We start from the raw sequence: 15,350 nt of genomic DNA on the forward strand, positions 1-15,350 counted from the left end.
ACGAGCGGATGGACAGACGCGTTTTTCTGCAGACGGCGGGAGCGACGCTCGCGGCGACGACCGTTGCCGGGTGTTCGGGGGTCACCGTCGGTGGGAGCTCGGAGGAGACCGAACGTCCACCACCAGCGGCGGACCGCAACACGTACGCGTCGTGGGTGCCGGCGGGCACGCACTCGGGCAACCGGGTCACGGCCATGACTGTCGACTTCGAACTCATGCGGGCCGAGGGAGGGAACCAGGCAATCGTCCGTTCGTCCCCCGATCGGATCGAGGACGCACCGAGCGACCCGCTGGCTGGGCTCCCCTTCTCCTACGCCGTCCTCACGTACGCTATCGTCGACGCACTCGTGCCGCTGTTCGACTCATACGACCGTATCGACAGGGCACATCGCTTCGAGGCCGGGCTCGTCCTGGAGGGGTCCTTCGACGGGCTCGCCGAGGAGCTGGCTAGCGACAACTTCGAGGACAGCTGGACCTACGGTGGGTTCTCGATGTTCAGCCGTGGGCCGCTGGTCGTCGGGACGACTGCAGACACGTTCGTCTTCGCCGACTCGGTGGAAACCCGGCTGACGGACCGTGAGGGCGGTGCGTTCCGCAACACGCCAACGGACCGCGTGGAGGCGATGGCCGACGTCTCGAACGGGGACGAGCAGCGTTTCCGCGAGGTGTCTCCCGGTTTCGACGCGCTGGTGGACCGGCTACCGAAACGGACCGTGATGTCGGGGTCGTTCGACGCCCGTGGTGGCCTGCTGGGGACCGAGAGTCCCGTCGGTTCGTACTACCGGAACCCCAATCGTGACCCGATACCCGACCTCAAGGCCATCTCGCTGGACGGCCCCGTCGTCGGCGTCGCGACGAGCAGCCGGTTCCGGTCCGATGGACTGGAGTCCGGAATCGCACTTCAGTACGAGGACGAGGGGTCGGTAGACGACGAGGCCGACATCAGAGCGGTCCTCGGCTCCACGGCGGCGGAACAGTCCGTCGAGATGGACGGGCGGACGGTCGTCGTGGAGGGCTCGTTCCCCTGGATCCGGCCCACCGAGTCCTCGGAGTGAGCCCCCCGACGCGCATCACGACCACGTTGCGTGGTCGCCGATGTCCGCCGGGGCCGTACTATCTCCGGGTCCGACCGCTCCTGTCCGACCACCGGCACGAGTGCTTTTGGTCATCCGCGACCATTCAGTGCGGATGAACGACGGCGACACCCACCTCCCGGCCGACACCAGCCCGGGACGCGTCGCACTCGCCGTGAGCGACCTCGACCGACAGGTCGAGTTCTATCGGGACGTGGTCGGGCTCGACGTCACCGCCAGAGGCGACGACAACGTGACGCTCGGCACGCCGGCCGAACCGCTGCTGGAACTCCAGGCTGCGCCGGACGCGTCCGAGCGCGGCCAGACCGAGACGGGGTTGTACCACGTCGCCCTCCTGTTCCCCTCGCGCGGCGCACTCGGCGACGTGCTCCGCCGTGTCCGCGAGCGATGGCGGCTCACCGGCGCGTCCGACCACGGGGTGAGCGAGGCGCTCTATCTGACAGACCCCGAAGGCAACGGCGTCGAGCTGTACCGTGACCGACCGCGCGCGGACTGGCCGGTGACCGACGACGGCCGCGTCCGGATGGGCGTGGACCAGCTCGACATCGACGCCATCACCGACCTCGCCTGCGGGAAAGCGGGCATCCCGGACGAGACGACGGTCGGCCACGTCCACCTGGAGGTGAGCGACCTCGCGGCCGCCGAACGGTTCTACGTCGACACACTCGGGCTCACCGTCAGGCAGCGATACGCCGACGCGGCGCTGTTCCTCGCGGCCGGCGACTACCACCACCACCTCGGGCTGAACACGTGGAACAACCGGCGCGACCCGCCGGCGGGTCGCGGTCTGCGCTGGTTCGAGCTGTTGCTTCCGGACGATTCGAGCTTCGACGCCGTCGAGAGCCGACTCCGTGGGGGCGACGTGGCCGTCCGGCGGCCAGACGAGGGCGACGGTATCGAGCTGACCGACCCCGACGGCATCGCGCTCCGGCTGCGCCCGCGCTGAGGCCGCCCCGACTCGTCGACGCCCGACCGCTCACAGCGACCGGTCCGGGTCGCCGTGCAGGAGCATGTCCGTGAAGATGGTCTTGAACCGTGCCTCGTCGATGGACTCGACGACGCGGGTGCGGGCCTCGCCGTCGGTGATGCCGAGCTCGTCGACCATGCTGTAGCCCCGGGTGAGCCCCTCGCGTTCGTCCACGTCGACGTGGTATCGCGGTGCTTCCTCGACGAGGTCCGGCTCGATGACCGTCGCCATCGCGAGCGAGTCCGGCTGCGTGGTCGCGTCCGAGCCGAACCGTTCCTCGCTGAACTCGCGCAGGTGCGCCGTTATCTCGTCGAAGAAGTCGGCGTAGGGCGTCTCTGCCTCCTCGATGGGTTCGAGTTCGTCCGATTCGAGCGTCGCCTGACGCATCGTCAGCCCCCAGTCGAGCAGCGTCACGTCGAGCTCGCGCATGACGACCTTCGCGGCGTCGGGGTCGACCCAGAAGTTGAACTCAGCAGAGGGCGTGTCGTTGCCGAGCGTGTTCACCGCTCCGCCCATCACGACGACCTCCTCGACGAGCTCGCCGAGGCGTGGCTCGCGACGGAGCGCGAGCGCGATGTTCGTCAGCGGACCGATGCAGACCAGCGTCAGCTCGCCGGGCGACTCGCGGACCGCCTCGACGATGGCGTCCGGGCCGTAGCCCTCGGCGGACTCGATGCCGGTGTCGGGGAACAGCTCGCCGCCGAGGCCGCCCGCGCCGTGGACGTGGTCGACGTGCTCGAACTCCTTGACGAGCGGCCGACGCGCCCCCTCGTACACCGGCACCTCGTCGGCGACGCCGGCCAGCTCGAGCGTGTACTTCGCGTTCTCGACCTGGTAGTCGAACTCGACGTTGCCGGCGACGATTGTCAGCAGCTCCAGCTCGACGGCCCCGGAGAGCGCCCCGAGCAGGATGGCCTGTGTGTCGTCCCCCGCGGTGTCCGTGTCCACGATGACGCGACGGGTCATGGGCGGGTGTCTGCCGCGCCGGGGCTTAGTTCGTCCGGACGTGGCAACGCGGACGGGCAGAGCCGAACCGTCTTTGCCCGTCCGTGCGTCGGAGCGACCATGGCCAGGGTCGTCAGCTTCGGCAGCGTCAACGTCGACCACGTCGGCTACCTCTCGCGCGACCGCATCGCAGCCCTCGCCGACGCCCACGGCTGGTTCCCCGGCGCGGGCGAGACGGTCCGCGTCGATGCAGTCCCGGCCGACATCCACGACGACCTCACGGAGACGTTCCTCGGCGGGAAGGGCGCGAATCAGGCCGTCGCCGCGGCAGCGGCCGGGGCGGACGCGAGTCTCCTCGGCTGCGTCGGCGACGACGAGGACGAGCACGCGGTCGTGGAGACGCTCGCCGCGCGCGGCGTGGCAGTCGACGGCCTCGAACGCGTGGACGGACCGACGGGCTACGCCGCCATCGTCGTCGACGAGACGGGCGAGAACCACATCGCCATCGTCGCCGGCGCGAACGGCCGGGTGACGCCGGCGTACGCCCGCCGACAGGGCGACCGGCTCCGGGACGCCGACTGCCTGCTCCTCCAGAACGAACTGCCGGCCGACGCGATTCTCGCGGCGCTGGACGAGCTGTCGGGTGTCGAGCGACGACCGACGGTCGTCTACGACCCCGCGCCCGCCGACGGTGCAGACGCCGTGCTCGCCCACGACGCCGTCGACGTGGTGACCCCAAACGAGGGCGAGGCGGCCGCCCTTTCGGACGCGCTCGACGGCTTCGACGGGACGGTCGTCCGGACGCTCGGTGCACGTGGTGTCGCGGTCGACACTGGCGACGAGGCGTTCCACGTCGGCTCGCCGACCGTCGACCCCGTCGATACGACCGGCGCGGGCGACGTGTTCGTCGGCTACCTCGCGACCGAATTCGGTGACGGGGCGTCGCTGCGAGCCGCGGTCGAACTGGCCGCCGTCGCCGCCGCGCTGTCGACGACCGCAGAAGGCGTGCAGACGGCGGTACCGACGCGAACGCAGGTGCTCGACGGGCTCCGCGACTGAGTGAACCGGGTCCGACGTGTTCGCCTACGCCTCGTCCTCGAACTCCAGCGCCACCGAGTTGATGCAGAAGCGCTTGCCCGTCGGTGCCGGCCCGTCGTCGAACACGTGCCCGAGGTGGCTCTCGCAGTTCGCACAGACGACCTCGATGCGGCGCATCCCGTGGCTGTGGTCCTCGCGCTGTTCGATCTTGCCGTTCTCGGCGGCGTAGAACGAGGGCCAGCCGCAGCCGTGGTCGAACTTCGTGTCGGCGTCGAACAGCACCTCGCCACAGCCCTTGCAGCGGTACGTGCCGTCCTCGAAGTTGTCGACGTACTCCCCGGAGAAGCGCGCCTCGGTACCCTGGTTCCGGAGTATCTCGTACTCCTCCTCGTCGAGGCGCTCCCGCCACTCGGCGTCGGACGTGGGGACCTCTTTCTTCGATTCCTGTGGACTGTCGCTCATAGACGGGTGTAGGTGCGGGAGTGGCAAAGGTGCCGTGGTCGGAGGAGTTTACAAAATTCGTAAACCTGAAGCGAGGGTCCGACGTTCTGACCGCTCCCGGCCGTGGCACTAGCCGACGACGAGCCCATCCGGAACTCCCCGTGCAAGACACTCACAACCAACGTAGACGCGGATTTCAAGCCTTATACTGCCCGGTGGCCTTCGATGGGTCAATGAGCTACAACGTCGGTCTGGTCGGCAAGCCCTCCGTGGGCAAGTCGACGTTCTTCAACGCGGCGACGATGAACGACGTGCCGGAGGGCGCGTACCCGTTCACGACCATCGACCCCTCCATCGGTGAAGCGTACGTCCGCGTGGACTGTGCGGCCCCGGAGTTCGACGAGTCCTGCACCCCGGACACGGGCTACTGCCGCGACGGGACACGCTACGTCCCCACCAAACTCGTCGACGTGGCCGGACTCGTTCCCGGCGCACACGAGGGCCGCGGGCTGGGCAACCAGTTCCTCACCGACCTGAACGAGACGGACGTGCTCGTCCACGTCGTCGACTTCTCCGGCGAGACGGACCTCGAAGGCGAGCCCACGGAGGACCACGACCCTCGCGACGACATCGACTTCCTCGAGAACGAGCTCGACCAGTGGTACGTCGGCATCCTCGAGACGGGCATCGAGAAGTTCGAGAACCGGTATCAGGCGAAGGAGGACCACTCCATCGAGATCGAGCTCGCCGACCAGATGTCCGCCTTCGGCACGAACAAGGACGAGATAAAGCAGATCATCCTCGCGCTCGACCTCGAACTCGACCCCGACACGTGGGAGGCCGAGGACCGCGAGGCCCTCGCCCGCGAGATCCGCAAGCGCACGAAGCCGATGGTCGTCGCCGCGAACAAGATGGACACGCCCGCCGCGCAGGCGAACTGGGACGAGATAACCGAGGACCCCGACTACGACCACCTCCAGTTCGTCCCGGTCAGCGCCCACGCCGAGAAGGCGCTGAAGAACGCGGCCGACCAGGGCGTCGTCGACTACCACGCCGGCGACGAGGAGTTCGAAATCGTCGCCGACATCTCCGACGAACAGGAGCAGGGCCTCGAACAGATCCGCGAGTTCGTCACCGAGTTCGGCGGCACGGGCGTGCAGCAGGCCATCGAGACCGCGCTGTTCGACGAGCTCGGCGTCATCGCCGTCTTCCCCGGCGGTGCGGAGGCCATGGGCGACGAGCAGGGCCGCGTGATGCGCGACTGCTTCCTCCTCCCCGGCGGCTCGACGACCAGCGACTTCGCGTACCACCTCCACTCCGACATCGGCGACGGCCTGCTCCACGGACTCAACTGCCGCACCAAGCGGCAGATGGGCGGCGACACCGAACTCGACCACCGCGAGGTCGTCGAGCTCGTCACGACGAACTGACCCAGCCTTTTTGAACGAAGCCGCGGCCAGACGTGGCGTGTTCTGACCACCTGCACGCGACGGCCGAGGCCGGTGTGCGACGCACCGTCGCGTGACAAACCGAACCCGCCAGCGCGTCGCCTGTTCGCCATCCACGAGTCCACCGGCCGAGCCGCCGTCGCCCAACGAGTCCGGCGCGGGGACTATGGGGGCGTGGTCCCCAGTGTCGGGCGATGACCAGACACATCGCTGTCGTCGGGGCCGGCGTCGCCGGTGTCGGCGTGGCTGACGCCTGCCGCGACACGCCGGTCCAGATGACGCTGTTCGACAAGGCCAGCGGCATCTCCGGCCGTGCCGCGACCCGGCGGAAGCACGGCTGCCGGTACGACCACGGTGCGAACTACATCAAACCCGGCGCGGACGCCTGGGTGGACGAGTTCCTCGACGAACTCGGGAGCGACGGCCTCGTCGACATCGAGCGACCGGTGTGGACCCACGACGCCGATGGAGCCATCGCCGAGGGGCGTGGCGACGAGGGGCCGAAGTGGACGTACACCGAGGGGATCACCCAGTTCGCGAAGCGGGTCCGGGCACGCTCCGGTGCAGCCGTCCACACCGAAACCAGGATCGAGTCCATCACCGGCGATGGGGACGGTGAGTGGTCCCTGACCGACACCGACGGCGATGTCTTCGGCCCGTTCGACGCTGTGGTGCTGACGCCGCCGGCACCGCAGACCGCCGACCTGCTCGCCGCGACGGACTGGGCGGACGAGCGGCTGGACCGGCTCCACGCCGCCGTCGACGCAGTCGTGTTCCGGACCATCCGAACGGTGCTGCTGCACTACCCGTTCGAGCTCGACCGGCCGTGGTACGCGCTCGTGAACCCCGACCGCGAGCACCCCGTCGGCTGGCTCTCGCGCGAGGAGTGCAAGCCCGGCCACGTCCCCGACGGCGAGAGCCTGCTCGTCGTCCAGATGGCCCCGGACTGGTCGGTCGACCACTACGACGAGCCGCTGGACTCCGCTGCCGACGCCGTGGCCGGGCTGGTCGCCGACCTCCTCGACGACGACCGTCTCACGGAGCCGGACTGGGTCGACGACCAGGGCTGGCGCTACGCGCTACCGGATTCCAGTATCGACGACGACGACGCCCGCTGTGCCGAAGACGCCGGCCTCTACGTCGCTGGCGACTGGGTCGCCGGCGAGGGCCGCGTTCACGTCGCCTTCGAGAACGGACGAGCCGTCGGCGGTCGCATCGCGGCGCAGGAGTAGCGCCGTCGCTCGTGGCCGACAGGAACAGTGGTGGGTCGCGTCTCGCGACCCGCCGGACTATGACAGGAGTCGTGCTGCGTCTCTCGCCTCTGCCATCGCGGCCCCACCCGCGGATGACACCGACTGCATCGTCGTCCGCCGCCCAAGCACGTCTACAGCGTCGCTCGCGGGGACATTAACCGTCACGAGAGAATCGAGGGTCGAATCAGGGTTCGAGTCGACGTGGGGAACGATGACCCCTCCTCGCGGCCGGTTCAGGTGTACGAGGGGACGAAGTACACCATCGTCGAGCCGTCGTCGAACGTGAGCGCGAGGACGAAGAAGTCGTCCGAGTTCGCTCCCGAGTAGTTCGTCGTACGGGCTGCGTCGGTGAAGAACGCCATCCGCAGCGTCACGGACGAATCCGCGACGAAGGTCGGCTGGACGGACGTGGGCAGGTTGACGAACTGTCCGCCGACGTCGAGGTCGGTGTAGGTCGTCGAGCCGGCCTCGTCGAGCAGCGTCGCGGTCACGGGCCGCGGGTTGTTGTTCCCGGGGCGACCCTGCATGTAGAGGTTCACGCGGACGTGGGTGAGCGTCCGGTCGACGCCGTCGTTGTCGAACGTCATCTCGACCGTGTGGCCGCTGCCGAGACGCGTCGCATCCCGAAGCGCGAAGCTCCCGGACTGCGTGTCGGGGTTGATGACGCCGCCGACGCTGTCGTCGGGGTCGCCGCCCGCGTCGGGGTCGACGACCTCGATGGTGGCCGAGGCGGTCGCCGCAGTGTCGGAGCCGAAGCCGGCGCTCACGGTCGTCTGTCCGTCACGGTTCGCCCGGTAGAGGAACGTCGCGCGGCCGTCCGAGCCGGTCGTGACCGTGCTGTCCTCGTCCAGTTCGAGTGCCGAGCCACTCGCGGTCGTCGAGACGGGGACGCCGGCGACGGGGTTGTTGAACGCGTCGCGGACCTCGAACGTGACCGTCGTCAGCTCGCCGGGGCGCAGCGTCGCGTTGCCCCGGTCGAAGACGGTGACGTAGGCCGGGTCGGGCGAGGTGTCGTAGCCGTTGCCGACGCCCAGCCGGGCCATCGTGAACTCGTAGGTCACACCCGGTTCGAGCAGGACGGTGACGGTGCCGGGTGTCGGCCCGGCGATCACGTCGAGGACGTGGCGGTCGTCACTCGGGTCGCCGTCCGGTAGCCCGGACTCGTCGAGCTGGTCGGCGAGCACGTCCTCCTTCCACTGGTCGGGCGAGAGCGAGCTCGGCACGGTGAGGCGGATTGGGTCCGTCTCGTTCCGGAGCTCGACCGTCTGGGTCGACGTGCTCACCGCGCGGAGCGAGAGGACGACGGAGCGGCTGCTCTCCTCGGAGAGGTCGCCGTCGACCGTCAGCAGCGTGACGCGCTGCCCATCGACGAGCCGGCCCTCGTCGACGAGCAGGGTGGTCCCGTCGAAGTCGTTGACGACGACGGTGCCCTCGTAGCGGGTCCGCGGAGCGGTCGTGTACTCCCGGTAGGCCGGGTCGAACACGATGGTCCGGGTGGACTCGGACCAGACGCCGCCGTCCCAGTAGTCGGCGGCCTCGGGGTCGGCCGCGACTGCGCCGCTCACCGAGACCGTTCCCTCCTCCGTGTAGACGCGCCCGTTCCCCGCCGCTGGCGTCACGAGGAACGCCATCGGGCGGTAGCGCACGCCGGTGCCGACCTCGACGGACTCGGTGCCGCCGCTGGTGGCGACGCGGTACGCGCTCCCCTGGAACTCGGTCGCGTCGTCGACGAGCCGCTGGTTGTGTTCGAACTCGGTCTGTTGGTTCAGCGCCGGTACGAGGCTGACCTGCGCGAGCACGAGCAGGGCGAGCACCAGCCCGAAGACGAGGATGCCTCCGAGGACCGGCGAGACGCCACGGTCGTTCCCCCTGAGTGTGTTGGTGTTGTGTCTGTGGTTCATTGATTTCCCCCCTGATTCAGACCAGGACGAAGGTCGCGAGTGCGACCAACGTCAGGCCGATGCTGTACTTCAGTCCGGACAGCGTGTCGTTCGACGCGAGCTTGCCGGCGAGCAGCCCCGCCCCGGCCGCCATGACGACGACCGAGTGGAAGAACAGCGCACGGTACGTGTCCAGCGGGACGTTCGTGAAGCCGACGACGCCGGCTCCGGTGGGCGTGTCCTCGGGTGCCGTCGCGGTCGCCTCGGCGATTGCGCCGAGGAAGCTCGCGTCGATGAGCACGATGACGAGCAGGTACACCAGGAAGCCGATCATGACGATGGCCAGATACGAGGACATCGCCCGTTCGCGGGCCCGTTCGATGCGGTGGCGCGCCCTGGTGTCCTCGGCCGCGATGGCGAGGATGCGGGACATGTCACCGGACGACCGGCCGCCCTCGGCGACCAGCTTGATGGTGCGGCTGATGTGGGGCACCTGCAGGCGGTTGCCCAGCCCCAGCAGCGCGTCGGTGAGGTCGTGGTTCCAGCGCACGTCGTTGCGCACGACGCGGATCTCGTCGGCGAGGCTCCCCTTGGACCAGCGTGCGACCATGTCCAGGGCGTCCACGAGCGGGATGCCCATGTGGTTCGCGCTGGAGAGGACGTTCAGCGTGTCCGGGAAGCGCGCGGCGAGCAGGTTCTCGCGACGGCGCTTGCGTTCGTGGTAGTACGACAGCGGGGCCGCGACGATGAGCGCCGGCAGGACGAACAGCAGCGTCGTCACCGTGACCGGGTCGCTCAGCAGCGCGGCCACTGACGGCGTCACCGTACCGCGGAGCACCATCCCGCCGACGAACGCGACGGCGGCCGGTGCCGTGAACACGAGCGTCAACGGCGGGCTCCGCCGGAGTGCGGCGAGCGGGTCGCGGGCGAACGCGACGAGTTGCTCGTTGCGCTTGCCCCGCTGGTAGGTGCGGAAGCGCTCGTCGTCCTCGACCGTGGTGGTGTCGATGGTGCGCTCGCGCTGTTCCTCCAGATGGACATCGTCGGGTTGGACGTACGGGGCCGAGAGCAGGTCGATGAGCAGCAGGAAGCCGAGCATCCCGAGCGGGAGCCCGAGGTAGATGAGCGCGGCCATCTGCATGAGCGTCGAGCCGCCGAGGAAGCTGATGACCATCAGCGTCACGACGAGGAACAGCGGTGCTGCCACGAACGCGACGATGAACACCTCGGAGAGGACCGAGAGCGTCTCGAGGAAGCTCTCCTGTTCCTCCTTGGCGGCCTCCGTGTAGTTGTCGGCCTGGTCCTCGAGGAAGGCGGTGACGTCACCGCCGGAGTCGAGGAGTCCGATGAGGTCGTCGAGGAACTGCTCGAGCTCGTCGCTCGGCGTGAGGTTGCGCGCGTTGCGCAGCGCGGTGAGCATGTCGTTGCCGAACAGCTGCATGTCGCGGACGACCATGTCGAACTCCGCGGCGACCTCGCCGTAGGTGTCCTCGGACTCGGCGAGCGAATCGAAGACGGAGATGAGGTTCATTCCGCCGTGGCTCAGCGCGTACATGTAGGTGAGCGCGTGGGGCAGCATCACGTTGATCGCCCGTTCGCGGTTCGCGACGACGTTCTGCGGGTAGTAGTAGCGGAACAGCCACGTGCTGCCGGCGGTCGTGCCACCCACGACGAGCGTGAGCAGGAGCCCCGCGAACAGCACCCGGTTGGCCGCGAGGAACGTCCCGAGGCTCCCACCGACTGAGAGCGGCGAGTCGAGCGTCGCGAGGACGCCGGCGTCGGCCAGCAGCCACGCGACGACGCCACCGAGGAGCGCCCCCGCGCCGCCCGCGAGGAGGGCGAGGTGGACGCTCCGCGTGAGGTACACGTCGTACGTGGTGCCGATGCGGGCCTGGTTGAGCCAGCGCTGGGTGTCGCGGTACTGGCCCGGGTGGGCCTTGAAGTACGCGCGGATGGAGCCGTACTGCTCGCGGAGCGCGCCCATCTCCTCGGCCGTCATCTCCCGCGAGCGCGGGAAGTACTGGCTGACCTCGTACTCGGGGAGCGGCGTCTGGGCCTCGCTGAGGGGTGTCTGGACGCCGCCCTGGGTGCTCATCGCGCCTCCGCTTCGACGGGTGCGGACAGCTCGGCGGCGCGCACCTGTGCGAGTACGCTGTCGCGGTCGCGGTCGAACCGGTGGATGGTCTCGGTGACCGTGTCGTAGTCGGTGATGTCCTCGTCGACGAGGTACTGGAGCGTCTCGGCACGGACCGCGAGCTCGTCGGCGAGCTCGTCGGCGGTCCAGCCGCGCTCCTCGGCAATCTCCGCGAGTAGCTCGGAGTCACCGACGCTGTCGTACTCGTCGTCCGACGGGTCCCAGCGGAACACGTCGTTCGCCTCGACCTGCGAGAGGTCGTCCGACGGGCGGATCTCGGCGACGACGCTGTTGCGCCGGACGCGGGTATCGTCGTCGAAGATCTGCTTCTGGATGGCGATGACGTCGAGGTCCTGTATCATCTGTACGGGCACCGACAGCGGCGCGTTCTGCAGGCGGGCGAGCGCGCCGTCGACGGAGTCGGCGTGGATGGTCGTGTAGGACGTGTGGCCGGTCGCGATGGCGTTGAAGAACGTCAGCGCGACGCGCTGCTCGGTGCGGATCTCGCCGACGAGCAGGTACTCGGGGCGCTGGCGCAGGCTCGCCTGGAGCAGCTGGTACATCGACACCTCGCCGCGGCCACCGTCGGTGACAGGCGGGCGCGAGACGGACTGGATCCAGTTGTCGTGCGGGAGGGTGATCTCCCGGGTGTCCTCGATGCTGACGACCTTCGCGTTCGGCGGGATGAAGAAGCCGACCGCGTTCATGCTGGTCGTCTTCCCGGAGCCGGTCCCGCCCGCGAACACGAGCGAGCGGTTGTTCTCGATGACGAGCCAGAAGTACGCCATCTGGTCGACGTCGAACGTGTTCCACTTGATGAGGTCGACCGGCGTGTACGGCACGTCGGCGAACTTGCGGATGGTGAAGTTCGCACCGCGGGTGGCGATGTCGCTGCCCAGCGTGAGCTGGATACGCGACCCGTCCGGCAGGCTCGCGTCGACCAGCGGGTTCGACACGGAGATGTGCTTGCCCGCGCGCTGGGCGAGCCGGACGGTGAAGGAGTTCAGGCGGTCCTGATCGAAGACGACGTTCGTCCGCAGGTCGCGGTAGCCGCCGTGGTAGACGAACACCGGGACGTCGACGCCGTCACACGAGATGTCCTCGAGGTTGCCGTCGCGCATCAGCGGGTCGATCTTCCCGTAGTCGAGGAAGTCCCGCAGCAGGTAGTACAGCAGCTTGTAGATGGAGCCGTCGTCCACCGTCGCCGCGTGCTCCGCGATGATCTCCTTGGCCTTCGACTCGAAGACGGCCTCTCGGTCGACGTCGTCACCGATGTCGTGGTACATGAGGCTGTTGCGCAGGATGCGCGTGAGGTCCTCGCGGACGTACCGCTCGAAGCCGTCGAGGACGGCCTCCGTGACCTCGTAGCTGAACTCCTTGGTCTCCGGGTGGAACAGCACCGAGATGTACGCGTAGGGCTTGTTCACCCAGTAGCGCTCGACCTGGACGCGCTCGTCCAGATACGTGAAGTCGAACCAGTGCGTGTCGATGAACTCGTCGGTCGGGCGGGCGGCGAACTCGGTGTCGAGGGCGGCCGCGTCGAAGTGGGCCTTCACCTCGGACAGGACGGTCTCGCGGATGTCCTCGGGTTCGGGTGGCTCCTGCGCCTCGACCCAGAGCACCAGCTCGGTCAGCTCGTCGTCGTCCCCCGCGCTCGCCTCGTCGTCGTCGGGTCGGACCACGAGGTCCTCGATGAGTCGCTCGTCGAGTATCTCCCAGTCGGCGGTCTCGTCGTCGGCCCCGTCGGGTCGGACCACGAGCTCGTCGTCCGGCTCGTCGAAGATGTTGGAGAGGGAGCGCTCCGCGTCCCCCTCGTCGGCAGCCTCGGCCACTGTGGCGTCGGCAGCATCGATGGCGCTGTCGCCATCCACATCGGCAGCTCCGGCCTCGTCGGCGTCTCCCGCCGGCTCGGCGGTGGTCTCCGTTCCATCTCCCCAGATGGCGGTGTCGGTACCCTCGTCCGCGACTTCGACCGTCTCCTCGGAGTCGGTCGAGTAGTCGTCGGACTGCTCAGTTACGTTGTCGTCCCCCATACTAACCGACCAGTATACGCTGTATGAGGACGTAAAGGTTACCGCTAAAACACGTTTGAGTGCCACTTACTCCCGGAAATCGACAGAATCGGGAAACGGGAGCGACCCCGACACCAACCGTTTTGGTACTGTGTCGCGATACCAAACGACATGGTAGACCGTCGGAACTACGCGTTCGAGTCGACGACGCCGACCGTTCACGAAGACGCGTTCGTCGCCCGCGATGCGACGCTCGTCGGCGACGTCCACGTCGAGCCCGATGCGAGCGTCTGGCCGGGCGTCGTCCTCCGTGGTGACGTCCGCACCGTCCGCGTGGGCGAGGCGTCACACGTCGGTGACACCGCCGTGTTCCACGGCAGCGAGGTCGGTGAACGTGTCATGGTCGGCCACGGCGCGGTGCTGAACGACGCCATCGTCGAGGCCGGCTCGCTGGTGGGAATCAACGCGACGCTGAACTCGGGCGCGACGGTCGGCGAGCGAAGCGTGGTCGCGGCCGGCACCGTCCTCCCCGACGGCTTCGCGGTTCCCGCGGAGTCGTTCGCGCGCGGCGTCCCCGCGACGGTCGTGCCACTGTCGGAGACGAGCGTCGACCCGGAGGAGATAGCGACCGACTACTCGTCGGGTGCCTACACCGACCTCGCGGCGCGTCACGAAGAGCTGTTCGAGTAGTCGGAGTCGGAAGCGAGTCGCCCGGCGCTCGCTCAGTCCCGGATACGTGCCAACAGCGCGGCGATGACGAGCGCAACGAGTGCGACGGCAACGCCGAAGCCGGGCGTCCCACCGTCGCCTGCGCCCCCGGTGGTCGTCGGTGCCTGCGAGGTCGCGGCCGCCGTCGGCGTCGCGGTCGCGGTCGCGGTCGGCGCGTCGGTCCGCGGCTCGAACGCCTCGATGACGACGGCGGACGACTCGACCGAGCCGTTGACCGCGGTGAGTCCGACCTCGCCGGCCTGCTCGACCGTCACGGTCGCCTGTCCGGACTCGTCGGTCGTCCCGACCGTCTCGCCGTCGATCTGGATCTCCGCACCGACGGCCGGCTCGCCGTACTCGTCGGTGACGTCGACGCGGACGGTCTGACCGACCACGACCTGCGTGTTCATCGGCTCGACCGTCAGCCGGGGCGTCCGCTGGATCTCGAACGTCTGACTCCGGTCGTTCTCGCCGATCCGGAAGGACCTGGTGACGGACTCGTAGCCCTCCCTGTCGACGGTCACGCTGTAGCGCGTGTTCACGTCGAGGCTGACGCTACGGCTCCCGCCGCTGTCGGTCTGGAACGTGCCGATGGTCCCGCCCGCGTCCTCGATCTCGATGTTCGCCTGGATGGGCTCGGCGGGGTCGAAGTGGGAGTCCACGACGCTGAAGTCGACCGTGACGCTGCCCTGCTCGACCTCGACGGGGACGTCGGTGTCACCCGAGAGCGTCACCCTGGTCTGTTCCTCGTAGTAGCCCGGCTTCGTGACCTCGATGGTGTAGTTGCCCCGTTCGAGCTCCGGCGTCGTGTACGTCCCGTCGCTCCCGGTCGTGCCGGTCGCGGCGAGCACCGTCCGACCCTCCTTCCGGAGCTGGACGTCCGCGTCGGCGACGGCGTTGCCGCTGCCGTCGACGACGGATATCTGCCCGGTCGCGGCCGGATACATGGTCACCGTCACGTCGGTGTTGCCCTCGACGTTCTGGATCGTCACCGGATTGTTCTTCACGAGCATCGGGTGGCTCGGCGTTATCTCGATGCTCACGCCCTCGGGGACGTCGAACAGTGCCTCGCCGTTCGACACCGTCTCTCTCGTCTGTTCCTGCCCATCGTACGATACCGTCACCTCGGCGTTGCCCAGGGGGTCGCCCTGCGCGTTCACCACGGTCACACGGAGTGTTACGTCGGCGTCGGTCGTACTCGCCGGTGTCGCCGCCGGTGCGGCTGCCACCGTCATGGGGGAGACGAGCAACGCGAGACCGACGAGTGCCACTATCAGTCGCATGCTGACCCAGAGTGGAACCCGTACTCACTTAAATTTCTCCGGTATCGAGGCCTGTAATTCCTGTCGACTTCTCGAAACCGCCGCGCCGACCGTGCCGGAGTGCAAACACGGACCCGTTTTTTCACCGTGGCGGTCGTCGTTGCCTGT

Annotated in this window: 12 protein-coding genes; 6 read left to right on the plus strand and 6 right to left on the minus strand. The window is 68.5% G+C overall.

Annotated elements, in window-relative coordinates; genetic code table 11:
- Positions 1-8 precede the first annotated feature (8 nt).
- Together NOW55_RS12475 and NOW55_RS12480 are read left to right on the plus strand one after the other, a co-directional pair.
- Positions 9-1,055, plus strand: a complete 1,047-nt coding sequence (locus tag NOW55_RS12475; protein WP_256400437.1) for a hypothetical protein — start codon at positions 9-11, stop codon at positions 1,053-1,055.
- A gap of 133 nt (positions 1,056-1,188) precedes the next feature.
- A complete protein-coding gene (locus NOW55_RS12480) occupies positions 1,189-2,040 on the plus strand; it encodes a VOC family protein (RefSeq protein WP_256400438.1) in 852 nt (283 codons plus the stop codon).
- 30 nt (positions 2,041-2,070) lie between these two features.
- Here the strand turns inward: NOW55_RS12480 and NOW55_RS12485 are convergent, their stop codons facing one another.
- Positions 2,071-3,027 carry a nucleoside hydrolase gene (locus tag NOW55_RS12485; protein ID WP_256400439.1) on the minus strand — a complete coding sequence of 319 codons (957 nt, stop codon included), beginning with the start codon at positions 3,025-3,027 and terminating at the stop codon, positions 2,071-2,073.
- Between the two features lie 99 nt (positions 3,028-3,126).
- On the opposite strand from NOW55_RS12485, the gene NOW55_RS12490 reads away from it, so the two are divergent.
- A complete protein-coding gene (locus NOW55_RS12490; RefSeq protein ID WP_256400440.1) occupies positions 3,127-4,065 on the plus strand; it encodes a PfkB family carbohydrate kinase in 939 nt (312 codons plus the stop codon).
- Between the two features lie 24 nt (positions 4,066-4,089).
- Here NOW55_RS12490 and msrB read toward each other — a convergent pair whose 3' ends face one another.
- The gene (gene msrB / locus NOW55_RS12495) at positions 4,090-4,506 is read right to left on the minus strand and encodes a peptide-methionine (R)-S-oxide reductase MsrB (protein WP_256400441.1); all 417 of its coding nucleotides are present in this window, start codon (positions 4,504-4,506) and stop codon (positions 4,090-4,092) included.
- A 212-nt stretch (positions 4,507-4,718) separates the two neighbouring features.
- Between msrB and NOW55_RS12500 the strand changes: the two genes are divergently transcribed.
- Together NOW55_RS12500 and NOW55_RS12505 are read left to right on the plus strand one after the other, a co-directional pair.
- Complete coding sequence (locus NOW55_RS12500; protein ID WP_256400442.1) at positions 4,719-5,915, plus strand: redox-regulated ATPase YchF; 1,197 nt, start codon at positions 4,719-4,721, stop codon at positions 5,913-5,915.
- A gap of 212 nt (positions 5,916-6,127) precedes the next feature.
- Positions 6,128-7,165 (plus strand): NAD(P)/FAD-dependent oxidoreductase, encoded by a 1,038-nt coding sequence (locus NOW55_RS12505; RefSeq protein ID WP_256400443.1) that lies wholly within the window; start codon positions 6,128-6,130, stop codon positions 7,163-7,165.
- 254 nt (positions 7,166-7,419) lie between these two features.
- Here the strand turns inward: NOW55_RS12505 and NOW55_RS12510 are convergent, their stop codons facing one another.
- Genes NOW55_RS12510 through NOW55_RS12520 form a run of 3 tightly spaced genes read right to left on the minus strand, consistent with a single transcriptional unit; the run spans position 7,420 to position 13,233 of the window.
- Positions 7,420-9,087, minus strand: a complete 1,668-nt coding sequence (locus tag NOW55_RS12510) for an Ig-like domain-containing protein (protein WP_256400444.1) — start codon at positions 9,085-9,087, stop codon at positions 7,420-7,422.
- A gap of 16 nt (positions 9,088-9,103) precedes the next feature.
- Positions 9,104-11,161, minus strand: coding sequence for a type II secretion system F family protein (locus NOW55_RS12515; protein ID WP_256400445.1), 2,058 nt, complete (start codon positions 11,159-11,161; stop codon positions 9,104-9,106).
- Positions 11,158-13,233, minus strand: coding sequence for a type II/IV secretion system ATPase subunit (locus tag NOW55_RS12520; RefSeq protein ID WP_256400446.1), 2,076 nt, complete (start codon positions 13,231-13,233; stop codon positions 11,158-11,160). Before NOW55_RS12520 ends, NOW55_RS12515 begins: the two co-directional genes overlap by 4 nt.
- Before the next feature lie 150 nt (positions 13,234-13,383).
- Here NOW55_RS12520 and NOW55_RS12525 point away from each other — a divergent pair, with 150 nt between their 5' ends.
- The gene (locus NOW55_RS12525) at positions 13,384-13,902 is read left to right on the plus strand and encodes a gamma carbonic anhydrase family protein (protein ID WP_256400447.1); all 519 of its coding nucleotides are present in this window, start codon (positions 13,384-13,386) and stop codon (positions 13,900-13,902) included.
- Between the two features lie 32 nt (positions 13,903-13,934).
- On the opposite strand, the gene NOW55_RS12530 is transcribed toward NOW55_RS12525, so the two are convergent.
- Complete coding sequence (locus NOW55_RS12530) at positions 13,935-15,203, minus strand: carboxypeptidase regulatory-like domain-containing protein (RefSeq protein WP_256400448.1); 1,269 nt, start codon at positions 15,201-15,203, stop codon at positions 13,935-13,937.
- Between the last annotated feature and the right edge of the window lie 147 nt (positions 15,204-15,350).

The sequence above is a fragment of the Haloarchaeobius litoreus genome, from assembly GCF_024495425.1.
Lineage (GTDB): Archaea > Halobacteriota > Halobacteria > Halobacteriales > Natrialbaceae > Haloarchaeobius > Haloarchaeobius litoreus.